This window comes from Paenibacillus phoenicis (assembly GCF_034718895.1).
In the GTDB taxonomy this organism is placed as follows: domain Bacteria; phylum Bacillota; class Bacilli; order Paenibacillales; family Paenibacillaceae; genus Fontibacillus; species Fontibacillus phoenicis.
Window position 1 is genome coordinate 1,743,287 of the sequence record NZ_JAYERP010000001.1, and the last position, 23,140, is coordinate 1,766,426.

26 protein-coding genes are annotated in these 23,140 nt (G+C 50.6%); 3 read left to right on the forward strand and 23 right to left on the reverse strand.

What is annotated here, in order from left to right:
* Nucleotides 1–44 precede the first annotated feature (44 nt).
* The 13 genes from spoIIIAG to U9M73_RS08350 form a co-directional block, all read right to left on the reverse strand.
* Nucleotides 45–692: a stage III sporulation protein AG gene (gene spoIIIAG, locus U9M73_RS08290; RefSeq protein WP_009225779.1), complete on the reverse strand. Its 648-nt coding sequence runs from the start codon at nucleotides 690–692 to the stop codon at nucleotides 45–47.
* 20 nt (nucleotides 693–712) lie between these two features.
* Entirely contained in the window at nucleotides 713–1,552 is an 840-nt protein-coding gene (spoIIIAF, locus tag U9M73_RS08295) for a stage III sporulation protein AF (protein ID WP_009225778.1), read from the reverse strand.
* Nucleotides 1,553–1,599: 47 nt separating this feature from the next.
* Nucleotides 1,600–2,796 (reverse strand): stage III sporulation protein AE, encoded by a 1,197-nt coding sequence (gene spoIIIAE, locus U9M73_RS08300; RefSeq protein WP_009225777.1) that lies wholly within the window; start codon nucleotides 2,794–2,796, stop codon nucleotides 1,600–1,602.
* Nucleotides 2,797–2,830: 34 nt separating this feature from the next.
* Nucleotides 2,831–3,220: a stage III sporulation protein AD gene (gene spoIIIAD, locus U9M73_RS08305; RefSeq protein WP_009225776.1), complete on the reverse strand. Its 390-nt coding sequence runs from the start codon at nucleotides 3,218–3,220 to the stop codon at nucleotides 2,831–2,833.
* An 11-nt stretch (nucleotides 3,221–3,231) separates the two neighbouring features.
* On the reverse strand, nucleotides 3,232–3,435 hold the full coding sequence (gene spoIIIAC / locus U9M73_RS08310) for a stage III sporulation protein AC (protein ID WP_009225775.1): 204 nt from the start codon (nucleotides 3,433–3,435) through the stop codon (nucleotides 3,232–3,234).
* Nucleotides 3,436–3,495: 60 nt separating this feature from the next.
* Nucleotides 3,496–4,014, reverse strand: a complete 519-nt coding sequence (spoIIIAB, locus tag U9M73_RS08315; protein ID WP_009225774.1) for a stage III sporulation protein SpoIIIAB — start codon at nucleotides 4,012–4,014, stop codon at nucleotides 3,496–3,498.
* Nucleotides 4,007–5,005 (reverse strand): stage III sporulation protein AA, encoded by a 999-nt coding sequence (gene spoIIIAA / locus U9M73_RS08320; RefSeq protein ID WP_323076804.1) that lies wholly within the window; start codon nucleotides 5,003–5,005, stop codon nucleotides 4,007–4,009. The genes spoIIIAB and spoIIIAA overlap by 8 nt, the downstream gene beginning before the upstream one ends.
* A gap of 128 nt (nucleotides 5,006–5,133) precedes the next feature.
* Entirely contained in the window at nucleotides 5,134–5,400 is a 267-nt protein-coding gene (locus U9M73_RS08325) for a YqhV family protein (protein ID WP_260070618.1), read from the reverse strand.
* A gap of 135 nt (nucleotides 5,401–5,535) precedes the next feature.
* Complete coding sequence (locus U9M73_RS08330) at nucleotides 5,536–6,789, reverse strand: aspartate kinase (RefSeq protein WP_260070617.1); 1,254 nt, start codon at nucleotides 6,787–6,789, stop codon at nucleotides 5,536–5,538.
* Nucleotides 6,790–6,989: 200 nt separating this feature from the next.
* A complete protein-coding gene (gene efp / locus U9M73_RS08335) occupies nucleotides 6,990–7,547 on the reverse strand; it encodes an elongation factor P (protein ID WP_260070616.1) in 558 nt (185 codons plus the stop codon).
* 164 nt (nucleotides 7,548–7,711) lie between these two features.
* Nucleotides 7,712–8,785 carry a M24 family metallopeptidase gene (locus tag U9M73_RS08340; RefSeq protein ID WP_036645773.1) on the reverse strand — a complete coding sequence of 358 codons (1,074 nt, stop codon included), beginning with the start codon at nucleotides 8,783–8,785 and terminating at the stop codon, nucleotides 7,712–7,714.
* Between the two features lie 52 nt (nucleotides 8,786–8,837).
* The gene (aroQ, locus tag U9M73_RS08345; RefSeq protein WP_036645771.1) at nucleotides 8,838–9,281 is read right to left on the reverse strand and encodes a type II 3-dehydroquinate dehydratase; all 444 of its coding nucleotides are present in this window, start codon (nucleotides 9,279–9,281) and stop codon (nucleotides 8,838–8,840) included.
* Between the two features lie 68 nt (nucleotides 9,282–9,349).
* On the reverse strand, nucleotides 9,350–9,910 hold the full coding sequence (locus U9M73_RS08350) for a YqhR family membrane protein (protein ID WP_323076805.1): 561 nt from the start codon (nucleotides 9,908–9,910) through the stop codon (nucleotides 9,350–9,352).
* A gap of 184 nt (nucleotides 9,911–10,094) precedes the next feature.
* Here U9M73_RS08350 and U9M73_RS08355 point away from each other — a divergent pair, with 184 nt between their 5' ends.
* Both U9M73_RS08355 and U9M73_RS08360 read left to right on the forward strand, forming a co-directional pair.
* Nucleotides 10,095–11,093, forward strand: a complete 999-nt coding sequence (locus U9M73_RS08355) for a DUF1385 domain-containing protein (protein WP_009225766.1) — start codon at nucleotides 10,095–10,097, stop codon at nucleotides 11,091–11,093.
* A gap of 5 nt (nucleotides 11,094–11,098) precedes the next feature.
* The gene (locus tag U9M73_RS08360; protein WP_036645769.1) at nucleotides 11,099–11,425 is read left to right on the forward strand and encodes a hypothetical protein; all 327 of its coding nucleotides are present in this window, start codon (nucleotides 11,099–11,101) and stop codon (nucleotides 11,423–11,425) included.
* Between the two features lie 44 nt (nucleotides 11,426–11,469).
* Here the strand turns inward: U9M73_RS08360 and U9M73_RS08365 are convergent, their stop codons facing one another.
* The 7 genes from U9M73_RS08365 to U9M73_RS08395 form a co-directional block, all read right to left on the reverse strand.
* Complete coding sequence (locus tag U9M73_RS08365; protein ID WP_323076806.1) at nucleotides 11,470–12,441, reverse strand: patatin-like phospholipase family protein; 972 nt, start codon at nucleotides 12,439–12,441, stop codon at nucleotides 11,470–11,472.
* Nucleotides 12,442–12,565: 124 nt separating this feature from the next.
* Complete coding sequence (locus tag U9M73_RS08370; RefSeq protein WP_009225762.1) at nucleotides 12,566–14,203, reverse strand: family 10 glycosylhydrolase; 1,638 nt, start codon at nucleotides 14,201–14,203, stop codon at nucleotides 12,566–12,568.
* A 133-nt stretch (nucleotides 14,204–14,336) separates the two neighbouring features.
* Nucleotides 14,337–14,762: a transcriptional regulator MntR gene (gene mntR, locus U9M73_RS08375; RefSeq protein ID WP_323076811.1), complete on the reverse strand. Its 426-nt coding sequence runs from the start codon at nucleotides 14,760–14,762 to the stop codon at nucleotides 14,337–14,339.
* Nucleotides 14,763–14,893: 131 nt separating this feature from the next.
* Nucleotides 14,894–15,607 carry a cytochrome c biogenesis CcdA family protein gene (locus tag U9M73_RS08380; protein ID WP_323076813.1) on the reverse strand — a complete coding sequence of 238 codons (714 nt, stop codon included), beginning with the start codon at nucleotides 15,605–15,607 and terminating at the stop codon, nucleotides 14,894–14,896.
* Between the two features lie 26 nt (nucleotides 15,608–15,633).
* Entirely contained in the window at nucleotides 15,634–16,437 is an 804-nt protein-coding gene (locus tag U9M73_RS08385; RefSeq protein WP_009225759.1) for a metal ABC transporter permease, read from the reverse strand.
* Nucleotides 16,438–16,449: 12 nt separating this feature from the next.
* Nucleotides 16,450–17,211: a metal ABC transporter ATP-binding protein gene (locus U9M73_RS08390; protein ID WP_009225758.1), complete on the reverse strand. Its 762-nt coding sequence runs from the start codon at nucleotides 17,209–17,211 to the stop codon at nucleotides 16,450–16,452.
* 35 nt (nucleotides 17,212–17,246) lie between these two features.
* Nucleotides 17,247–18,245 (reverse strand): metal ABC transporter substrate-binding protein, encoded by a 999-nt coding sequence (locus U9M73_RS08395; protein ID WP_323076814.1) that lies wholly within the window; start codon nucleotides 18,243–18,245, stop codon nucleotides 17,247–17,249.
* Between the two features lie 161 nt (nucleotides 18,246–18,406).
* Here U9M73_RS08395 and U9M73_RS08400 point away from each other — a divergent pair, with 161 nt between their 5' ends.
* Nucleotides 18,407–19,732 carry an ISNCY family transposase gene (locus U9M73_RS08400; RefSeq protein ID WP_323076815.1) on the forward strand — a complete coding sequence of 442 codons (1,326 nt, stop codon included), beginning with the start codon at nucleotides 18,407–18,409 and terminating at the stop codon, nucleotides 19,730–19,732.
* 587 nt (nucleotides 19,733–20,319) lie between these two features.
* Here the strand turns inward: U9M73_RS08400 and U9M73_RS08405 are convergent.
* The 3 genes from U9M73_RS08405 to U9M73_RS08415 all read right to left on the reverse strand — a co-directional run bounded on the left by U9M73_RS08405 (nucleotide 20,320) and on the right by U9M73_RS08415 (nucleotide 22,862).
* Nucleotides 20,320–21,440, reverse strand: a protein-coding gene (locus U9M73_RS08405; protein WP_157274695.1) for an IS3 family transposase whose coding sequence is annotated in 2 segments (ribosomal slippage) — nucleotides 20,320–21,191 and nucleotides 21,191–21,440 — 1,122 coding nt in all. Because the reading frame shifts where the segments join, the coding sequence is not laid out codon by codon here.
* A gap of 238 nt (nucleotides 21,441–21,678) precedes the next feature.
* Nucleotides 21,679–21,957 (reverse strand): hypothetical protein, encoded by a 279-nt coding sequence (locus U9M73_RS08410; RefSeq protein ID WP_323076816.1) that lies wholly within the window; start codon nucleotides 21,955–21,957, stop codon nucleotides 21,679–21,681.
* A gap of 77 nt (nucleotides 21,958–22,034) precedes the next feature.
* Entirely contained in the window at nucleotides 22,035–22,862 is an 828-nt protein-coding gene (locus tag U9M73_RS08415) for a hypothetical protein (protein ID WP_323076818.1), read from the reverse strand.
* Between the last annotated feature and the right edge of the window lie 278 nt (nucleotides 22,863–23,140).

Consider the following 23,140-nt stretch of genomic DNA (forward strand, 5'->3'; position numbering starts at 1 on the left):
AAATGTATTCGAACGAAACGTTTCCTTAAATTTTGATTGCTTCCTTATTGAGATTGCTTGCGCGGGACGACGGAGATCCGGTAAGCCGGTACGTTTAAGCCCTTCTCAACCGCATCGACGATCAAGCTTTTCACCGTTTTGTTCTCAGCTCCCCGGGCGACGACCAGCACGCCACGAACCTTAGGCTTGATCTTCTTGGTGACGATCGGCTGCTCGCTGCCGGAAGCCTCGTAGGTGACGATCTGTCCGTCACGGGTATATTGGGTGATATGGCGTTTTCCCCCACCCGCATCGCTTTCTTCCGTTAGCTCCTGCGAATCTTTGATGTTTCGTTGGACCACGATTTCCTCGGTCGAATCGATGGTGACCAGCACATCCACCGCACCGACGCCCACGATTTTCTCCAAAATCTCCTTGGTTTTGCCTTCGAGCGCCGTTTCGATGCTGCTGAATTCATCGTCGCCCGTGACGCCCGCAGATCCGGTCGATCCGGAAAGGTCCTGCATCATCGGCGGTTCGCGGCTCCCTTCGCCGTTGTTATCCAGCTGCTTCACGTTAACGAAGGAGTTAAACAACATGATGGCGATCCCAACCAACCCGAGGATCAACAGCCAACGAAACGTACTTGCGGTTTTTTTGCCATCCGTACCCTTGCCTAGCCATTGCTCCAGTTTCTTCAGCCATCCCGGCACTTTCTTCACCTCCCGGCGTGTTAATCATTTAGATGCTCGGCCCTAAGGACCGTGATTGCCTCTCGATCAACGCCCCAGTTCTCCTGGAGCAGCTCTTCGATTTGCGAGACCAGCCGGTCTGCCGCCGGCTCGGCATCGCCTGCGGACGTGCCGCCGATTTTGCCATCTTCCCCTGAAGGGTTCCCGTCCAACGACTCTTCAGGGGAACTGGCCATCGCCGCTTGGCTCTGCGCTTCGGATTCCTCCTCAGCGTCCCCGGTCTTGCCGGAATTGCTTGTGTTTACGCTGATTTTTATTTTTTCTACCGGTGCGATCGATACCTCCGGCCCTCTTCCGGCTGCATCGGCTTTTGCTGTTTGCTCTTCCGACTTCACCTGCGCCATGACGACCTCTACTGAGGAAATAACCGGCTCTGCGGCCAGCGGACGGATTCCGCCGGCTTCGGATTTTTCCGCGGGTTTGGTTTTCAGCTTGACGGTTACCCGTTCAACTTGCCGTCCTGTCGAGCGCTCGATTTGTTGCTTCATTTGCCTTGCCGCCTCCTCGCCTGCCCAGGCCAACGCTTCGGACTCCTGCTTTTCCCTCAGCTTCTCGCCCTGCTGTAGGATCGCTTCCGTGCTTTGAACCTGGGAATGACTCTCTAGTCCGTCCCAGCTCGTCGAGAATGCTGCCTCCAGCTGGTCTTTGGCATCGGCTGAGAAGAAACGCATGACTGGGGATATCAACGTTAGCAGGATCAGCAGGCTGACCACGAATCTGACGTAACGCTCCATCGCGCGGTTGGGCAGCAGCAAATCGATAAACACGGCGATTAACACGATGAAGATGATTTCTCTCAGCCACTCCGCCAGCCAGTCCACGCATGATCACCACCCCTTGTAATTCGTTTGGGCCCCTTTAGGACGTCTCACCTCATCATCACGGTGATGTTCCCGGCGGTCAGCATGATCGTTATCGCCAGGAAGAACATCATGCCCACCGCGGCCAGCGCTGCGAAGACATACAACATGCTCTTGCCGATCGTCTCCAGGCATGCGATGACCGGCGAATCGCCAAGCGGCTGCATCACCGCCGCAGCCAAGTTGAAGATTAGTGCCAGCGTAATGATCTTGATCGCCGGAAAGGCGCACAGAAACAGCAGAATGATCACCCCGACCAGACCGATCGAATTCTTGACGAGCAGGGAAGCGGAGATGACCGTGTCCGTTGCATCGGCGAACACTTTGCCGACAACCGGGACGAAGTTACCGGTCAGATATTTGGCCGCTCGCAGGGTGACCCCGTCCGCCACGGATCCGGCGATCCCTTTGACCGAGATGACGCCGAGAAAGACGGTGAGCAGGATCCCAAGCAAAGCCATGCTCACGGTACGCAGTAAATTGGCCAGCTGGGTGAGCTTATACTTGTCGGACAACGAGCTAACGATGTGCAGCACCGCCGAGAAGAACAATAGCGGGAATATGACCGTATGCACCGCCGTCCCCACCGCATGGACCATAAATACAACCAAAGGGTGGGTCACCGTTACCGTTACCGCATTGCCTAAGGAAGCCAGCAGCGTGAACAGCAGCGGCACCATCGCCATCATAAAGTCGATCATTCCGCTAATCGCATTCGTCGCATAGGTGATCGCCACATGAAAGCTGTTGATTGCAAGCACCAAAATCACCATATAGCAGATGGAGTAGGCAACTTTACTGACCTGCTTGCGCTCGAATGCGGTTTGCAAGGTTTCCAGAATCATACTGAATATGGAGAGCAGCACGATGGTCACTAAGATGTGTCCGTTATACAGCACCTCGTGCCACATATATCGCATCAGGCCGCTTAGCCCCGCCTTCAGACTAAAGCTCTGGTCCTGCTGCAGAAGCATATCCATAAAGGAAGGAAGCTTCTGATCCGGGAAAAACCCGCCGTACTCCTTCATCAGCTGCTGCCAATACGTTTCGACCTGATCGGTGGGAAGCTCCTTGGCTTGGCGTTGGATCCAGTTGTCCCCTTCCCCTTCGGCGGAGGCGATGACGGGCATGTACCCAAACAGCAGGACCCCTAAGACGATCAAGAGCAGCGTAGAAGCGCGCCATCGTTCAATCGTTGCTGGCATAAGTCTTTCTCCCCAATCTGATGCAATGCGCCTGCTAAGCCGGCAGCAGCTTGATGACCGTTTCGATAATAATGCTGATAATCGGAATGGCAAGCACCATGATGAGCACTTTGCCCGCCATTTCGATTTTGCTGGCGATGCTCTCCTGACCGGCATCCCGGACGATCTGTGCTCCAAACTCGGCGATGTAGGCGATCCCGATAATTTTCAGGATCGTCTTCAGATAGATCATCTGGACGCCGGACTTGTTGGCCAGATCCTCCAGCACCTCGATGATCCCGCCGATTTTTCCGATCAGGTACAGGAAGATCAGAACGCCCGTGCTTGCGGCAATCAGGAAAGCGAACATCGGCTTTTGTTCCTTGACGACCAGAACCAGCACGGTTGCGATGAGCCCGAGCCCTACAACTTGGATAATTTCCACGGAGCGCTCACCTACTGGAATAAAAAGATTGATTTGATTTCCTGAAACAGACTGTCAAGCAACCGGATGACCATGAACAGGACGACCACAAACCCGATCAGCGTCACCCAATGCGCCATGTCCTCTTTGCCCATCTGCTTCAATACCGTATGGATCATGGCAATGATGATACCGATGCCTGCAATCTGAAAGATGGCGTTCACTTCTATGTTCATTGATTTGGCACCTCACTAACGATTTCACAGGCGTCAATCAGCCGTGGAGGGAAATGGTATTCAGTAGAACAAAATGACGATGAACGCTCCGCACAAAAGCCCCAAGCTTCGATACATTTTCTCATAGCGGGCCTGTTCTTCCCGTGCTGCGGATTCCTCGCTCTCCAGCTGCCGTACGGCTGTGGCGATATGACCGAGTTGATCCTTCCGGTCGCTTGTCCCGAGCGTTAAGCTAAGCTGCCTTATGACCTCTTGCTCGGGCGCCTTCATCGCGGTATAGCTCCACAGCTTCGTTACGGCTTGTTCCAGACTCTCCTGGGCGGTTAGCGGGTGAGCGGAACTCATATGGTCCGCCGCACGAACGAAGATCGCTCGGATCGGCTCGCCGCTTTGCTCGCCGATTCTTCGGAGGGCGTCCGGAAGCGGTGTAAAGCCGTACATGATCTCCGTCTCGAGCCGCTTTAATGCGAGGATCAGCCTCCGGATTTGGCTTGGCCGTGCCGCGAATTGCCTGGCTTGCAGCCAGCCTGCCATGGTGGCAGTCAGCAGGACGAGTGCAGCTCCAAACATCTTAAGCATGCTCTTCCCTGCCTCTCCATCCGGGGGCGGCCGCCGGGATGCCGCGGCGTTTGCCGTCCCACAGCTTAAAGGCAAGTCCCTTATCCGTCCGCGCGATCACCGCATACATTTGGAAGAAGGAGCTTTCCGCCAGCCGGGACAATGCCGGGCGCGCAGCCAAATCGTCCACGCTTGAACCATGCGCCGTGGCGATGACGCGGACGCCGGCGTGCAGCGCTTCAGCCAAAGCCTCGGCATCCTCCGGTCGACCGATTTCATCGACGATGATGACATCTGGCGACATGGAGCGAATCATCATCATGATTCCTTCTGCCTTCGGGCAGCCGTCCATCACATCGGTTCGCGGACCCATGTCAAAGCCGGGCACTCCCCGCTTGCTGCCGGCAATTTCGGAGCGCTCGTCGATGACCGCAACCTTTAGCCCCGGCCAGGAGGCCTCGGGATGTCCCCAGGTTCCGCTGCTAATCTGGCGCGCTAAATCGCGAATCAGCGTCGTTTTTCCTTGCTGGGGAGGAGACAGGATTAAGGTGTGATACACCGTTTTTTGCCTGAAATCGAGTAGCCTCGGCAGGATCGGATCGGCAATGCCTCTAATTTCTCGGGCAATCCGCACGTTAAACCCGCTGATGTCCCGCAAGTGCTCCACCCTTCCTCCGCTGAGCAAGGTTCTCCCGGCTAGTCCGATACGATGGCCGCCGGCGATCGTGATAAACCCTTTGCGGAGCTCTTCCTCCATCGTATACAGCGAATGATTGGTGATCAGGTCAAGCAGCCGTTTGCCGTCCTGCTTGCCCGGTTTGTAAGCGGCGTCCGGATTCCGCGTCATCTCCCCGTCCGGCGTTAGAAAATAGTAGCGGCCACCCGTATTAATCTCCAGCGGTCGTTCCTCGCGTATGCGGATTTCTTCCAAAGCCGGAAAGATAGAAGGCGGAAGCTTCAGCAGCAAGTCCCGGAGATTGTCGGGAAATACGGTCAACCAACTCTGGTTCATAGGCGTACCCCCAAAACTCTTACTTTCATGCATGTCCATACCGCCTGGTTTGCTTTCTCTTATTTGGATTGTTTTTTGCTATATCACATGTGTATGCTTGTACTTGATCAATATGCTAGGGAACTCTATCATTTCTTCAAAATGCCGATTAAGAGACAAGTCACCCCGCACCCGATCCATGCCATCTTTCCCCACGACAATTTGTCGGCCATCCCGACAAGTCCAATGGACGTGGTGACAAGCAGAATGGTCGGGCCGACGAACGCCAGCGCCGAATTTACGGCCAGCGCCTTATCTACCCTGCCCAGCTTCAGCATAAGCAGCGCTGCTAGAATTTCGATCGTACCCGAAAAAATTCGCAAGGCCGCCATGCTTGTCACGAATTTATCAAGCATATATACCTCCTTCTTGTCCCATCTGTTCTCTTAACGATATGCCTGAAAATCTCTATTTATTAAAAAAAAATCCCCCGAAGCGATTCGCTTCGAGGGATTCCTTTTTTCCCGTTCTTAAGTTGCTTGTTATGCGGATTAACGCCGCTCCTGCGGACCGCCAACAAATGCGGTGGTCTCCGCATCCAGACCATATGCCGTATGCAAGGCCTTCACGACATCGTTCAGCTTGCTTCCTTCAATCACGCAGGACACCTTAATTTCGGAGGTGCTGACCATCTCGATATTGACGCCTTGCTTGGAGATCACTTCAAACATTTGTGCCGCAACGCCCGGATGGCTGACCATCCCTGCGCCTACGATCGAAACCTTCACAAGCCCTTCCTGAGAGGTGACCTTCTCGTAAGGCAGCTCGTTACGGATCCCTTCCAACACCTTCACTGCCTTGTCGCAATCGGACAGAGCTACTGTAAAGGAGAAATCCGCTTTACCATCCGTTACGCCGCTTTGGACGATGATGTCCACGTCGATCTTGGCCTCAGCCAGAGAGCCAAACACCTTCGCCAGTACGCCGGGCACGTGCGATACGCCCAATATGCTGATTCGGGCCACGTTCTTATCATACGCGATCCCGCTGACTACCACACCTTGTTCCATATTGACTTCCTCCTTCACGACCGTACCTTCATGATTGTTAAAGCTGGAGCGGACGACGAGCCGTACATTATTGTGCTTCGCATATTCCACCGCACGGGGATGCAGAACCGCCGCGCCTAAGTTCGCGAGCTCAAGCATCTCGTCGTATGAGATTTCGTTCAGCTTGCGGGCATTCTTTACGATCCGCGGGTCGGTAGAATACACGCCGTCCACATCGGTATAAATCTCGCAATAATCCGCCTTTGTCGCCGCAGCCAAGGCAACGGCCGTCGTATCCGAACCGCCGCGCCCGAACGTCGTAATCTCCCCGTCCTCAGTCAAGCCCTGGAAGCCGGCAACGATGACGATATATCCCTCTTCCAACGACTTGAGCACCCGCTCCGGCTTAATATCGGTAATGCGTGCTTTGCCATGCTCCGCCTCCGTGCGGAAGCCCGCTTGCCAACCGGTATAAGAAACGGCCTTGGCGCCCAGCGCATCGATAGCCATCGCCATCAACGCGATCGAGATTTGCTCGCCGGTCGTCATCAGCATATCCATTTCCCGCAAAGGTGGGTCTGGATTGATCAGCTTCGCCTGATCGATCAAATCGTCCGTCGTATCGCCCATCGCGGAGACGACCACCATCACCTGATGCCCTTCCTGCTGTTTGTTCACAACACGCCGGGCGACGCGTTGTATGCGCTCCGTATCGCCTACGGAACTGCCTCCAAATTTCATCACGTATAAAGCCAAGTCAGACCCTCCCTAATGGTGCTCCAAATCGGAGCATTCAGCCCATTGAATCCAGTAACGCTTTAAACCAGTATAATACGAAAGACCCGAAGTTCGTCAATGGTTTTGCCGATATTAACAAAAATTCCTCCACCCAGGAAGGTGGAGGATGCCCGTTGGTACAAGACTCCGCCTGGAGCGGAGCCTTGACTACTGAGAGATTAAGCCCGCGAAATATATTTACCATCGCGTGTATCGATCAAGAGTACGTCGCCTTCATTAATGAAGAGCGGTACTTGAACGTTCAAGCCGGTTTCGACCTTGGCGTTTTTGGTTGCGCCGGTAGCCGTGTTCCCTTTGATTCCGGGTTCCGTTTCAATTACCTTCAGCTCGACGCTGTTCGGCAGGTTGATCCCGATAATTTCGCCTTGGTAGCTGACGATTTTTACGTTCATATTTTCTTTCAGGAAATTCAGTTCCCATTTCAGTTGATCCGACGTCAACGTAAATTGATCGTAGGTTTCATTATCCATGAACGTATGCTCTTGGCCGCTGGCATACAGATATGACACGTCGCGGTTTTCAATCATAGCCCGGCTGATCGTTTCGCCGGCACGGAACGTTTTCTCTACAATGTTGCCGTTCCGCAGATTTTTCAGCTTGGAGCGGACGAACGCTGCGCCTTTACCCGGTTTTACGTGTTGGAACTCCAGCACCGTATAAATGTCGCCGTCCACCTCGACGGTCAAGCCTGTTTTAAAATCGTTTACTGAAATCACAAAAGTACCTCCTCAAGTGGGTTAACACCTATATTAAAATTGAAAAATACCCAAAATTCAAGCTGTTCACGTAAGCTGCTGTTCCCCCACGATTGGAGTCCTTGCGAAACCACTTACTACAGCCGGGCATCCGGCCTTTCTGAAAGACCGGCGGCAACCCTATTTTAGCCTAGAGAAATAAAATCCTTCGTCGATTCCGTCAACCGGCGGATTCCGGTTTCCGTGATGACGACATCGTCCTCGATGCGGACGCCGCCGATTCCCGGCAAATAGATCCCCGGTTCAACGGTAACGACCATCCCCGGTTTTAGCACCGTGTCGCTCGCTTTGGAGACGCGCGGTGCCTCATGCACTTCCATTCCGAGGCCGTGTCCGGTGCTGTGTCCGAACTGTTCGCCGTAGCCGTAACGGGTAATCACGTCGCGCGCCAAAGCATCAGCTTCCCGTCCGGTCATCCCTGGACGAAGGAATTCCAGCGTATGCAGCTGGGCTTCCAGGACGATATCGTAAATTTCACGCAGCTTGGCGCTTGGCGTTCCCAGGGCTACCGTCCGCGTAATATCAGAGCAATACCCCTTATACAAAGCGCCGAAATCCATCGTGACCAGTTCGTTCGCCTGCATAATGCGTTCGCTGGCTCTCCCGTGCGGTAATGCGGAGCGTTCTCCCGAAGCCATAATCGTATCAAACGAAGGACCGGTGGCGCCGTTCTTCTTCATGAACGTTTCCAGTTCCAGAGCGGCATCCCACTCACTCATTCCCGGCTTCAGAACGTCGAGCATATGCAAGAAGGTCCGGTCCGCCAACTCAGCCGCTTCCTTCAGGATAGCCAATTCTTCGGCATCCTTGAAGATCCGCAGTTCTTCGACCAACCCGCTGAGCGGAACCAGCTTCACCGGCTTCAGCTCGCTTTCATACGTCCGGTAGGTGGCATACACCAACTGATCTTCTTCAAAACCAAGCCGTTCAATACCCTCTTGCTTTAGCAAGCTTTGAATGGTTCCGGTAACCGAAGCCCCGTGATCCACAATTTCGAACCCGGGCGCCTGTTCCGCAGCTTGGGTTAAATAGCGGAAGTCTGTGAGCAACCAGGCCTTCTGATGGGTAATCAGGACATAGCCGGAACTTCCGGTAAATCCCGTCAAATAGCAGCGGTTCACTTCTCCGGTGATGAGTACGGCTTCGATTTGCTGCGATGTCATCGCCTCGCGGAGCCGGGCTACACGTGTACTCGCCATAACCAACTCTCCCTTATTATAGAGGTAGTAACCTTCTTTATGATCTCTCCGTTTATTTTGCCCGCTCCAAGTGGCGTTTTAAGGCCAGTAGTCCCATTTCATATCCGTAGGATCCGAATCCAGAGATTTGACCGACAGCGATCGGCGCGATGACCGAATGGTGTCGGAACGCCTCACGGGCGTGGATATTGGACAAATGGACTTCAATCACGGGGATATTCACAGAAGTCAAGGCATCCCGAAGCGCATAGCTATAATGCGTGAGTGCACCTGGATTCAACAGAATTCCATCCGTATTTCCGTAGGCGGCATGAATCCGGTCGATCAGCTCGCCCTCGTGGTTGGACTGAAAGAAGGATAACTCCAGCCCGTTTGGCGCAGCCAGTTCCTTCAGATTGTCTTCGATATCAACCAGTTTCTCGGAACCATAGACGCCGGGCTCGCGCACGCCAAGCATGTTTAAATTCGGTCCGTTCATCACCAAGATGCGGTACATGGCGGCTCCCCCTTTCCGAAAAATAACCAAAAACAATTTTAACATAGGAAGGAGTCGCTTGAGAAGCTTTAACTTTTTGATCCGCCCTCCATAGAAAGTGCCTGCTCGCGGGCTTTTTGGGGTTCACGTGCGCGCTCGTCCGTGTATTCCTCGGCCGTGGTATAACCGATGAACAGTCCCCACAGCAAATACAAACAAAACTCGCTAATGATCGTCGTCCGCGACAATTCGCGCAGCGGGGGAATCAGGTCGAGCAACGGACCCAGCACCCCAAATAAAATGCCCCACCATACGATGCCGTATAAAATCCCCGGACTTGGCCCCTTTAGCTTGCGGAACGCCAGCACATAAATCAGCGTCGCCAGAATGGATAATCCGATAAACGACAGCCAGCCCAAGTAATACCCGGCCTGACTATGCAAGAACGAGTTTTTGAAGAACGGCTCCAGCAGATAGCCGGGCAGCACCGAGGTAAAGCTCATATAAAAGAATACCCCCTTCACGCCGCCCCAAATTAATCCGGCAAACAAACCGATCTCCAGCGAGTACAGCCAGATGTTGGTGTGTTCCCGGCGTTGCTGACGCCACGGTTGAACCCGGCTTTGCGTCTTCTCCTTGTCCGCTTTCATTCGCATCCTTCCTTTCCAAAGGAATATTTTCATGCGTTTTTTTGAAGATTAGTATGTACATTTCCAAAACGACTAATCCAACTAGAATTTGCCCGCAAAGTCCGTTACAATGGAATCATTACAAATCTTGATGTCTTTCCGCTAATGCCAAACCAAACTTATATATATTAGGAAGGTGAAAGTTTTGCCTGAACAATCAACACCGACGATTTACGGCGGCCAAGCCGTTATAGAAGGCGTTATGTTTGGCGGGAAATATGTCAATGTCACCGCCGTACGCCGAAAAAACGGGGAAATCAGCTTCTTGGAAGTCCCCAAGGAAGATAAGGAATGGGTCAAGAAGCTGCGCAAAATCCCGCTGATCCGCGGCATCGTCAGCATCGTTGACGCAAGCGCCAAAGGCTCCAAACACCTGAACTATTCGGCAGAGGCGATGGCCGATGACGAGATGGACCCCGAAGAACGCGCCAAACAGAAGGAAAAAGAAGAATCCGGCTTTTCTCTCACCATGCTGCTTGGGGTTGCAGTCGTGGGGATTTTGTCCTTTATCGTAGGAAAGCTCATTTTTACATTGGTGCCTGCGCTCTTGGAGCAGTACTTGTTCCAGCACGCTTTTGCCAGCCAGACGCTGCACTCGCTTATTGAAGGTGTCATTAAGATCGTTCTGCTGCTCGGGTATCTGTGGCTCATGTCCCAGACCCCTGTCATCAAACGGTTGTTCCAATACCACGGAGCGGAACATAAAGTGATCTCCGCGTATGAAGCGGGAGAAGAATTAACCCCGGCCAATGTGCAAAAATACTCACGCCTGCATTACCGGTGCGGCAGCAGCTTTATCATCTTAACGGTGATCGTTGGCGTTATCATTTATTCCCTGCCGATATTCAGTTGGGACACGGTTTGGGAACGGATCTACATCCGGATCCTGTTGCTCCCGCTTGTGATCGGACTTTCCTTCGAAATGCTGCGGTTCACTAACGCGGTTCGCGACATTCCGGTGCTGCGGTTCCTTGGATATCCGGGGCTTTGGCTGCAGTTGTTGACAACAAAGGAACCGACCGACGATATGGTCGAAGTATCGATCGCTTCCTTTAACCGCATGCGCGAGCTGGATGCGCAATTGGAACAGGTCGGCGTTATTGAGACGCCGGTGGGCACATCTTTGGATCCCTTGAAAGGATGAGTAACATGAGAAAACAAGGCATCATGTTTTGGATCATCGTCCTTCTAGTCGCGTTCTACATTATTGATGGTTTGTTTATCAGACATCAAATCGAGTGGAGCAGTATCATTGTTCCGGTGGCTGTCTTTGGCATCGTCTTCCTGCTTTATAAATACCCGCCGCGGAAATACCGGAAGGCACAGCAGCCCAAAATCAAGCCTTCCGCACGTACGATGGCCAAAGTGGCCGCAGAACGGAAGCCAACCCGAACGGAGAAGCGCAAGACTTATCCGTTTCAAGTTATCGAAGGCAACAAAGGCAAAAACGACGACGATTTGACTAAATATCATTAAATTGCAAAAGGACGGAACCGCTGCGGTTCCGTCCTTTGCTTTTATTAGAACGCACTATTCGCTTGTTGGTACTTCTTAAACTGCTCCTCGTAAAGCTGCAGATTCCAATTGGCGAAAAACCGGTCTCCCGCCAGAAACCCGGATTCAAACAGCAGCCGGCTTTCTTCCTCGCTGATATCAAATTGCGTTGTGCCGATGCCCAGCGTCGGAATCTTCACGGTACGATAGCGGTTGGATTGCTCGATGTACCGTTCATCATGGGCGGACAACATCGTCTCCACGATCGCCTGCAGCATCGTAAACGGTCCGGTGATTCGATGCGGTTTATTCGTATTTTTGCCGACCATTTGAAAGCCGACCGTTGGAATGAGACGCCCGCCTTGCCGCGGCTCTTCCCGATCAAACAACCATAGCGGAAAATTGCTGAGCAAGCCGCCATCCACAATATGCAGAAATTGCTCGGTGAACGGCTTCCCTCTGGCCAGCTTCGGCGGCAACCGCAGCAGCACCGGATCAAAGAAATACGGAATGCTGCAGCTCATGCGAACCGCCCGGGCGACCTCAAACATCGCCGGGTCGATGCCGATCTTTTCCAAGTCGTCCGGCAATACCATGATTTTACCGCTGGTGATATCCGAGGCGATAATGGTCAGCTTCCCCGGCGCCAAGTCGCCAAACGTCCGGATGCCCTTCGCAAGTAAAATTTGGCGGATCCACTCCTCCAACGTTTCCCCGGCATACAAGCCTTTTTTCAGCAGGACCCGGAGGGCCGGACCAATCAATGCCAAATTAAAAAGGGGCGCTCTCTTCAGAAATTTCGTGAAGGACGTCGTCATAATCAGTTCTTTCATTTCGTCTGCGGTGTAGCCTGCAGCAATCATCGAAGCGACGATCGAACCGGATGAGGTTCCGGCCACCCGATGAAACTGCGCTCCGTGCTTTTCTGCTGCCCGGACCGCACCAGCCAACGAAATTCCTTTGACCCCGCCGCCCTCAAACACTCCGTTAATCAGCATCCGGCGCCTTCCTCCCAACCCACATTCAGCTTACTGCTTATGTATGTTGGGAGAGGCTGTACGTATGACTAAACAAAAAGACACATCCGTCAAGAGACGAATGTGTCGTGTACACCTAATCCTGTCAAGGCTGCACTCCATAATAAGACTGCAGCAGCGGGATCAGTCCCAGCGGGTTCTTGCGCAGGTCCTTGGCGCTAAAGAAGATGCTGCCGCTGATCTCGGGAATTTGACGGTTGTATTCGAGCTGATTGATGATTTCCTGTGCGCTGGACCAGCCGATCTCCGGCGTCCCTAGCTTATACGGCGCATGGCCGATGTACAGCTTCACGTTAGTCCCTCTTACCTCTTGGGCCCACCAGTCGGCCAGCAGGTCATAACGGACTTCCTTGCGCGTCATGCTCCAATACAGTTGTGGAGCGACGTAATCAATCCACTCGTTCTTAATCCACGTCCGAACGTCGGCATAAGTGCTATCGTACGCCGTAACACTAGCTTTCGTATCGGAGCCGGTCAAATCGTTTGACTTGTTCCGCCAAACTCCATACGGGCTGATGCCAAAAGAAACATAAGGCTTAGACGCTTCAATCCGTTGGCCTAATTTTTGCACGAACTGATTGATATTATCCCGGCGCCAGTCGCCTTTCGTTGCAATCTTCTTGGAGTTATAAGACTTAAACGTAGCGTCATCCGCGAATTTCTTTGAAGTCGTTTCTCCGGTCGGATAGAAATAATCGTCCAAATGAACTCCGTCAATATCGTACCCGTTCACGACTTCCATAATCGCACTGATGACGTGATCGCGCGCTTCCGGAATCCCCGGATTAATATACAGCTTGCCGTCGAACTTCACGATCCATTCCGGATGTTGGTTTGCGACATGATTGGCCGGAAGCTTGCTCGCATCGCTGCCTGTGCTGGCGCGGAACGGATTAAACCAGGCGTGGAATTCCATGCCGCGGCGGTGCGTCTCTTCGATCAGGAACTGCAGCGGGTCGTATCCCGGATCTTTGCCGGCGGTTCCCGTCAAATAAGAGGACCACGGCACCTGGGACGACGGATAAATCGCGTCCGCTGACGGGCGCACCTGAACGAACACTGCGTTCATTCCCATCGCCTGCACTTCGTCCAGCAGCTGTACGTATTCGGCTTTCTGGGCCTCTACCTTGCCGTACGAGCTCTTGCTCGGCCAGTCGAGATTAGAAACCGTGGATACCCAAACACCGCGCAGCCCGTTCGACGTATCAACTGCCGGCGGCTGAGGCACATCGCTTTGCGGGTCCTCCCCACCTACGCCTGGTTCCGGCTGAGTTGCTCCGGAGCCACTCAACAGGGTGATCGTACGGGTCTGCCCGTTCCAATTGACGGCAATACCAAGTTGCTCGCTGACAAAGCGCAGCGGCACCATCGTCCGGCCGGAGTTAATTTCCACGGAAGCTTCCAGGTTGATCGTACTTCCGCCGACTTGAACTGCAGAAGAACCTAACGTCAGAACGATGGTACTGCCATCTTTTTGAATCGTTGCGGTTTTATCGGCTTGGGACCAGGCTACCCGGGCTCCCAGGTTCTCGCTGATGGCCCGAAGCGGGACCATGGTGACATTCGCCCCGGGCTTAATGTACGGCGAAGCATCGGTGGACAACACCTCACCGTCGAAAATAATCCGAATATCGGTTGCGGCTGCGGCCACCGGCGTATTCCCGGTATAAGGCCATAGGAAGAGCAACACTAGGATAGGAATAAACCATTTGCGAAATTTCATCAGTATCCTCCACATCATCGTTATGTACGGACGAACCGTGCTACTTTCTTAAACGTCACGCGGAGGTCAAGAGTTGCGCTCTTCAGGACAAAAAGAAGAAGCATCTGCCTTCACCGAAAGACAGATGCTTCTTCTACGATTCGTTGATCAGTTCCTGATGGACCTTTTCCAGGTCGCGTATCCGTTTGCTGTCCCGTTTGAAATATTCCACAAGCGTCGCAATTCGCGTGATGGAATCCCAGCTCAAATGATGTTCAATTCCTTCGACGTCTTTATAGATATTCTCGTGATCGACGCCGATCATCCCAAGAAACTCCTCCAGCAACTGATGCCGGTCTACGAGCCGTTTGCCGATTTTTTTCCCTTTATTGGTCAAAACAAGGCCCCGATATTTCTCGTAGATCAAGTATTCATCCTTGTCCAATTTCTGAATCATCTTCGTAACGGAGGAAGGATGAACCTCCAAACCTTCCGCGATATCGGACACGCGTGCGTATCCTTTCTCGTCGATCAGTTTGTAAATACGCTCCAAATAATCTTCCATACTGGGCGTTGGCATCTATCGATTCCCTCTTTTCCATGAGTTGACGCGGACAAACCTGTACGCATGTTAAACATTACTCTGTTAATGATACATGTTCTGATTGTCCGTTGGCAAGTGCACATCGGAACACTTTCCTTCGTCTCCCCCTAGAACTTCAACCATTCAGGCGTAATTTGCTGCAGCCAAATCGTGATTTGGGCCATACGGTTCGTAAACAGCAGCACGCCCATCAGCAGCATCAGCGCGCCGCCGATTTTCATCATGATGGCGGAATAGCGGAGAATCCATTTTGTCGATCCGATAAAGAAAGCCAGGACAAAAAAAGGCAAGGCAAACCCAAGCGTATAGGCGGTGATCAGTCCAATCCAGGTTCCCGGCCCCGTTACGGCTAATGCGATAATCGCCGCCAGAATCGGGCCAACGCAAGGCGACCAGCCCGCGGAGAAGCCAATGCCAAAAATAAACGAACCGATGTATCCGGCCGGCTTGAATTTCAAATTCATTTTCCGTTCCTTTAGCAGAAACTGCGGCTGGAAGATCCCCATGAGAAACAAACCCATACAAATGATCAAAATGGCGGATAATTGCCGGATCAATCCGCGATATTGATTAAAAAATTCACCAAACAGACCGGCGCCGAAACCCAGCGTATAGAACACAACGGAGAAGCCGAGGATAAACGCCAGCGTATGCGTCATCGTCCGGAAGCGAACGTCCCGTTTGCTTTGCTCCGTCTTTAATTGCTGCACGGACATCCCGGTAATATATGACAGGTAAGACGGATATAAAGGCAGGCAGCAAGGCGAAATAAAGGAAGCGACCCCCGCGCCGAAGGCAATCCCGAGATGGATGTCAGCCATAAGTACCCCCTATGTACCCTTGCGGGCTAGGCAGAGAATCCCCGTTTGCCCAGCAAAGTAAGTATCAGCATGCAGATCAGAAGCAGCACAATCGTCGCGCCCGGAGCCAAATTCCAGACACCCGCCACAATCAATCCGGCTATGACCGCGATTTCCGCAATGATCACGGAGAATACCACGGACATTTTAAAGCTTCGGGCGATGAGCAGGCTACAGGCAGCAGGAATCGTCAGCAACGCCGAAACGAGCAAGGCGCCAACGATTTTGATGGCGGTGCTGATCACCAATGCCGTCATAACCGTCAGCAGCAGGTTCAGCAGCTTCACCGGAATCCCGCTTACCGAAGCGGCATCTTCCTCAAAGGTTAGCAGGAAAAATTCCTTGAAGAAGGCAACGACAACGATCACCACCACCAGGGTGACGCCAAAAGCTACATATAAATCTGTTGTATCCAGCGTATAAATGCTGCCAAACAGATAGCTGACCACATCCGTATTGTAACCCATCCCCAGCGTAAAGAACAGGGAGGCCAGCGCAACGCCCCCGGACATGATAATGGCAATCGACAGCTCGGCGTAACCTCGATACGCTTTACGCAGCTTCTCGATGGCAAACGAGGCGACGACGGCAAAAGCGAGGCCAACCCCAACGGGATAGACCCCAAGCAAGAAACCTAAAGCCACCCCGGCGATAGTAACATGGGCCAGCGTATCACCGATCATCGAGAGACGACGCAGCACCAGAAAGATCCCGATCAAGGGTGCGGTCAATCCGATCAACAGGCCGCCAGCCAGCGCTCTTTGAAAAAAATCAGCGGATAATATCTCCAAAATAAACAACTCCTAAACCAACGAATGCTGCAGATCCGGGATCGCGCAGTCCTGCTCGTGCGAGTGGCGCACGTAAAATTTGATCGCCCCACACTGCTTGCGGGGTTCCTGGCCCAGCTTCCCTTCGATCATGCCGATATCATGGGAGACCATCAGAAACGTCATGTGATGATGGGCGTGCATATGAAAAATCAATTCAAAAAAATCGGCTTGCGTCTGAGCATCAATGCCGACGGTGGGTTCGTCCAAAACGAGCAAATCGGGTTTGTTCACGAGCGCCCGCGCCAAAAATACCCGCTGCTGTTGGCCGCCGGAAAGCTGGCCGATGCGCTTATGCTGGATATCACCGATCCGCATCACTTCCAGCGCATCATCACACTTGCGCTGTTCCTCACGGCCGATCCGGCGGAACAGCTTCTTGTTATTGTATAGGCCGGACAACACCACTTCGCGGACCGTCGCCGGAAACAGGGGATTAAAGGCGTTCTTCTGCGGCACGTAGCCGATCCGCTCCCAATCGCGGAAGCGCCGGATCGGCTCGCCGAACAAGCGAATTTCCCCTTCGGTTGGCTGCAGCAGACCGACCATCATCCGCAGCAGCGTGGTTTTCCCCGCGCCATTGGAACCGATCACGCCTACAAAATCCCGCTCGCGGACGACAAAGCTGAAGTCGGAGATCACTTGTTGTTCCTGATACGCGAAGGAAACGTGGTCAAGCTCGATTACACTGTCATGACAAACGGCATCCTGTGCCGTAGTTGCGTCGGATTTCATTTACTTAGCGTCCTTCCGGTACATATAGTTTCTTCTTATTGTAGAGCTTGGATCAGATTTTGCAAATTTTTCTCCATCAACGTAAAGTAATTATCGCCAGCTTGGGCTTGGGCTTTCGTCAGTCCTTCCACGGGATTGAGCACCAGCGTATCCACACCAGCTTCGGAAGCCAGCGTCTTGGCTAGTTTATCCGAAACGAGCTCTTCGAAAAATACATAACGAATGCCCTTCTCCTTCACCAGCTTCGACAATGCCACCAAGTCCTGAGCCCGCGGCTCAGCCTCCGGTGACAGCCCCATAATCGCATGTTGGGTTAGTCCGTAATCCCGGCACAAGTAGCCAAATGCTTGGTGGGAAACCACAATTTCCTTCTTAGGCAGCGAGGATAATTGCTCGGTGAACTTGGCATCCAATGCCTGCAGTTGACCCAGCAGTTCCTGATACCGGGCTTCATAAGCCTCCCTGTGCTCCGGATCTACCTCGATATAGCTGTTCTTGATATTCTCCGCCATGATGATCGCGGATTTCGGGCTAACCCAGGTGTGCGGGTCCACTTGATGGGCCGCCGTTTCCTCCTCATGGTCCAAGTCTGTTTCCGCTTCATGCCCGGCTTCTTCGCCATGCCCGTGACCGTCATCGCCTTCCGCTTCGATCAAATCGATCCCTTGGCTGACTTCCACGGTTTTGACTTTGGCATCTGCACCTAGGCCCTTCAGAAAGTTCGGAACCCATCCCTCCAGCCCAGCGCCGTTATACAAAAACAGCTGAGCTTTGGACGCATTTAAAATATCCTGGCTGCGCGGTGTCCAATCATGCGGCTCAACGCCGGTCGGCAGCAAATTGATGACGTTCGCTTCTTCGCCGCCAATCGTCTTGGCAAATTCATAGATCGGATAAAAGCTGGTGATCACGTTCACTTTGCCTTCTACGATCGTTCCGCTGCTTGCGTTCTTCCCGCAGCCTGCTAGAACGAACAGTAACGTAAGCCCCGCGGCTGCTAAGACGAACCCTCGCTTAAATCTATGTATAAACATCAATAACTCCCTCTCTTAATCGTAATGATTACCAACAAGGATTATAGGACCCTCCTCTTGGAATGTCAACCTCTATTATTCTTCCTGTGTTGTTCTTCTGTGATAATGTCACCCTATAACTGTTCTGAGATAATGTCACTATGGGACAGGAGACATTAACTTTGACAAGAACAGAACTAAAGAAGGTAGTTGTGGTGGAGAAAGTCCTTGAGGGACATATGACAAACAGAGAAGGAGCAGCAGCCCTAGGGCTGACGGAGCGGCAGATTATTCGACTGAAGAAGAAATATTGTGTTGAGGGAGGAGCGCAGGGAATCATTCATAAAAATCGAGGAAGGAAACCGGTATATGCTTTAAGCGATGAACTAAAGGAACAAGTTGTCACCTTATATCAGACGAAGTATCACGGTAGTAACAGTTGTCATTATGCGGAGTTGTTAGAGGAACATGAAGCGATACAAATTAGCCCCTCGAGTGTGCGTAGAATCCTGCTGGATCAAGGGATAAAACAAGTGAAACCAAGACGGCGCAGTAAAGCACATCCGCCTCGTCAACGTAAGGCTCAGGCCGGAATGCTATGGCAAATTGATGCGACACCTTATGCCTGGCTTGAAAACCGGGCCCCCGCCTTTGCACTACACGCAGCCATTGACGATGCGACAGGCATTGTCGTCGGTGCCGTATTCCGTAAGAACGAGTGTCGTGAAGGCTACTTCTTGGTGATGCAGCAGGGCATTGAGCAATATGGTGTACCCCTTGGTTTATACAGTGATCGGCACACCATCTTCCGATCGCCGAATGAGAAGCTCACCGTGGAGCAGGAGCTTGCCGGAAAAACCAAACCTCTATCCAATTTCGGTAAAGCCATGGCTGACCTACATATTGAGCATATCAAGGCGATTACGCCTCAAGCCAAGGGACGTATAGAAAGGCTCTGGAAAACGTTCCAGGACCGTCTGGTGATTGAACTGCGGCTCTTGGGTGTGAAGTCGATGGATGAAGCAAATAAGGTGCTTCCTCTTCTGCTCGACAAGCACAATCGCAAGTTTGCCGTTCTGCCGAAGGAAGCTGACTCGGCTTATATACCACTTGACTCTGCCGTCCATCTTGGGCATATCTTCACGGTTCGTGAATATCGCCAAATGGGTACTGGCAACACGCTTTCATACAATGGAAAGATCTACACTCTCGCCAAACCGATTCCTCTCCGACTTGATGCCAAGTCTACAGTCGAAGTACGTGAGACTTTAAACGGTGAAATTCTGTTGTGGTACCAAGGACAAGCCTTACCTTTAAAAAGGACGGAAAAACCTCAACGAGTGGCTGAAGAAACAAAAAAAGCGAGTTCTGCGCAGCCACGCAAACCCGCTGTAGATCATCCGTGGAGATCCACGGTAAACACCATGGCTAAGCTTAGCACAAAACGAAGCTCATTCCAAGATGCTATATACTCACAGCATAACAGCTATGCGGAGACCTCCTGGTAAAACAGAAGGCTCATACAAATAAAGTGACATTTTCATAGCACAGTTAAGGTGACATTTTCACAGACGATTGACACCATTAATTCAAAGTTTCAATAATTAGGAAGAGTAGTCCGTACATCAATTGGCCCGCAATTTCGAGACGACAGTCAATTTTAAAATAAAAAGATAAGTTATTTTATGTGATATATACATTTAAATTCCAATTGGATTTATCCGTCAAGGAAAATAAGTTGCCCACTTTCATCGGTCCGAGCCGGGTGCAGGAGAAGCACCTTGCTCAAAATCATTACCAGATTGGACCCTGACTATGACGGAACCGTCGAATTAACTGGGAACCCGTTAAGGGGCTTTCAAAAGATAAAGGCTTTACCTTTCAGGAACTCAGACTGTTCCCTTGGCTAACGGTCGTGGGAATATCGCGGCGGACTTAAACCTTCGGGATCAAACCGTACGGAAAAGGTCATTGAGCTGATCAGGGTCTTTAAGCTGAACGGTTTCGAGAAAACTTATCCTAAACAGTTATCGGGCGGAAAGTCGCAAACTCTCCTATCCGTGCAACCGGACAATACTGGATTGTCAACAGTAAATCAGACAACTTTATTAAGGGCTTCTTGACGATACTGAACAGGTGTCAGGTATCCCAGTGTTCCGTGAATCCGATGCTTGTTGAACCAGTTGATGTAATCGTACAGTTCCACCTCTAGATGAAGAAGGCTGTGGAAGCTCATCTGGTTAATGAACTCCGTTTTCATAATTTTATAGGTAGCTTCAGCCACGGCATTGTCATAGGGACAGCCTTTCATGCTGAGAGATCGACCGATTTTAAAGGTCTCCAATAGCTCGTCCATCTTTTCGTTTTTAAACTCACTACCGCGGTCCGTATGAAACCACTGGATTTGACGCAGATCACCTTGTACGGTAGAGAAGGCACGGGAAATCAGAGCCGCATCCTTGTTTGGGCCCGCACTATGCCCGATGATTTCTCGATTGAACAAGTCGATCAGCACACAAATGTAATGCCACTTGTTTTGAACCTTTACATACGTTAGATCGCTAACGACGAAGCGCTTTGCTTCTGTCTGCTCAAACTCACGAGCCAGCACATTTGCCGTCTTTGCTTCATTGGAGGCCGCTTTGTGGGGCTTATACTGAGCGATCGTGTAGGTGGAGACCAACCCCTGCTCCTTCATAATGCGGCCAATGCGACGTCTAGATACAACTATTCCTTGTTCCTTTAGCTTGGCTTTAATCTTGCGCGTGCCGTAGGCTTTGCGGTTCTTGTGGAAGATCTCCACAATCGTTTCTGTTAGTTCATCTTCCTTCGCTCGTTCCTTTGCTTCATAGTAGAACGTACTCTTTGCAATTTGTAGGACGTCGCACATTGCTGATACCGAGTATTTATCACGGTTGTTCTGGATGATAGCTACTTTCGTCCCATGATCAGCGCGGCTTGCTTTAAAATATCGTTCTCCATCTTAAGTCGTTGAATCTCTTTACGTAAAGTGATGAGTTCATTTTCTTCGAAAGAGCGATTGTCCTTCTCCTTGAAGGAGCCTGTGGTCTGGGCTTGCTTGATCCAGCGGTCTAAAGCAGACGCAGTGAGGTCATATTCCTCCACAATCGCTGCGCGGGATTTCCCGTTTTCATAGAGCTGCACCATTTGCTTTTTGAACTCGGTTGTAAACGTGCGTCGTGGTTGTTTAGGCATTGTTGAGATCCGCTCCTTAACATGATAGGTCTATTCTACAAGCCCTTATTTTTATTGTCCAACTAAGTGTAGCCGATCCAATACTAACGTTCCAGTAGTATAGGCTGCGCATTCTCGAAGCGTTGGAGCATCCGAAGAAGAACGAACCCGATTAGGAAATTTGAGAGATAATTGGAAAGCCGTCCTCGGAATAGGGGACGGCCTTGTATAATTTTACACAATGTAATTACAGACTAAATTAGTCTACTAATAATGCAACAAACACAAACAATACATAAAATAATATTAACGTTATAATAACAATTAAAGGAATAATCCAAATGAATTTAGATTTAAATAGATCCAATACTTTGTCCCACCGTTTTAACAATTTTTGACGAAAAGGCAATAACTCATACTCTAATTTATCTAAAACTTTTCCCACTTTTTCTTCATCTATAGTAAGAAGTTGATGATTCCATATATATTCATAACGGGCTCTTGTCTCTTCTTTAGCGGAGCTGTCTTTTAGCAACACTGTTAGGTCCCCCACAATATTTATAATAACATAAAGATCTGGAGAATAGAGTAATCATTCTCCAGATCTAATAATTTTTAATTACCGTAAATATGACCTCGTATACTTACGCTATTTCCAACATCTTCGTTAGTAGCTTTCAAGTGAACTCCACTATATGTTGTCGAACCTGTTGTGATAGTAATGTAAAAGGCTTCTCCATTCCAGTAATTCCAACCTGTATAGAAGGTTTGTCCGTAAACATCATCACTAAATAAGCCTTTCTTTACTACGCTATAACGTACAGTAGTGTCCGAGACACTTCCAGGAATTTGTTGCCATCCTGTAACTCCTACAGCATTTTCGGTCATATCAAATTTATCGCTATAAGTCGATTCCCCTACTTTCAGTAAAGATGCGCTATAACTTCCTAGATGAGTAGAGGCAAGTGGTGAAACTACGGCTGAATTCTGATACTGGATTAATTTTTCCACCTTTTTACTCATTGTCTCCTGCCCGTTGATCACCAACTTCCAACTGTTATCCTTATAAATAACTGGATAAGATACCGTATTTTTTTCTCCACCATCCTTTCTAGTTAATTCTACTAGCGCTGTATAGCTACCATCTGAGTTGGGGGTTAAACTCTTAAGATTAACATCCGAAAATGGGTTGCTAATCAAAGCTTCTTTATACTGACTTAACTGTTCCTCAGTAGTACTAAATCTTTCATCAACGACCCAATTTACTGCTTTGGCAATATCTCCTTCTTGTACAGCCTTAATATAATTGTTTACAGATTGTTCTGCTAATTCTTTACTAGAAATGCTTTCCGCATTTGTAATTCCAGTAAATAACGAGATTGTGAGAAGAGGGACCAATAATAGTGACTTTTTCACCTTACCTTTTAAACTCAAAGTTCTCATAATTAAATCATCCTCTCTTTTTTATTTAATGGGTTGTTAAGTATGAGAGAGATATAAAGAGTCATATAATAAATTACTAATATAAAATTGAGGGGTATAAAACAAATAAGGCCATAGACCCTTACTAATATCCAACTCTCACAACCTACAATCCATCATCGATATAAATATAGTATATTTTGGTATATTTGTATACTATTTTATTGCTAATTTTGGGAATTTATTTATAATAATCGCAACTAACTCAATATCGAGTGAGCCCATGAGCATTTGCATGG